Origin of the sequence: Erwinia sp. MYb416 (genome assembly GCF_037479575.1) — a bacterium.
Classification (GTDB): Bacteria; Pseudomonadota; Gammaproteobacteria; order Enterobacterales; family Enterobacteriaceae; genus Erwinia; species Erwinia rhapontici.
Genome location: NZ_JBBGYT010000294.1, coordinates 1 through 731, shown reverse-complemented (window position 1 = coordinate 731; position 731 = coordinate 1). Strand labels below are relative to the sequence as shown.

The 731-nt window shown below is 52.1% G+C and carries 2 protein-coding genes; both read right to left on the bottom strand.

Annotated features, from left to right (window positions below; translation table 11 throughout):
* A partial coding sequence (locus WH277_RS02660) for a flagellar hook-basal body complex protein FliE (RefSeq protein WP_339484680.1) occupies positions 1-358 on the bottom strand: 358 nt, incomplete at its 3' end.
* Positions 359-382: 24 nt separating this feature from the next.
* Positions 383-731, bottom strand: a 349-nt coding sequence (locus tag WH277_RS02655; RefSeq protein WP_339504256.1) for a helix-turn-helix domain-containing protein, incomplete at its 5' end; no start/stop codon positions are given.

Genomic DNA, 731 nt, shown 5'->3' with positions numbered 1-731 from the left:
AAATTGAGATATTGATGACTTCATCGAAGGCAGTGTTGAGCTTATTACGCACCTGCATCATGGCGGAAAACGCGACGCTGGCCTTCTGGCTCTCCAGCATCGCGCCCATCAGGTCATCACTGGTTCCCATGTCTACCGCGCGCTGTTTTTCTGTTGCCACATGCTGCAGGTTGTCGACATGCCTGATGGTCTGTTCAAGCACAGAATTAAAGGAAGGAATGGATAACGAAGCCGTTTGCGACAGTTCCATTGCAGAGGTTACCTTGCTGCCCGTCGCCTGTGCGCGCATCTGTTCCATTTCCGCGACCATCTGCGCATGTCCGGCAGAAAACGCATTGGCGGTTATTTTTTCGATCATTTAATAGTCTTCCTGGTTAAAGAATTAAGGCATAACACTGGGGTCAAATCCCTGCTGACGCATAGAAGCCAATCGATAACGCAGCGCGCGTGGCGTGATGCCGAGAAAAGCCGCCGTCTTCGACTTGTTGCCCTTGTGACATCTCAGCAAATCGAAGATGTATTGATATTCCGCCAGACGCCCATGTTGCTTAATGGGGCGGTCACCCGCCAGCTCTGGCGGTAACACATCGTGAAGGGAGGGGATTTGGGAATCCGATGTCGGCATTCCGAGGCCAAAACACTCAGCATTGAGTACACCGTCGCTGCACATAATCAGTCCGCGCTGTATCGCATTTTCCAGTTCACGCACATTGCCGGGCCAGGCATAGTGT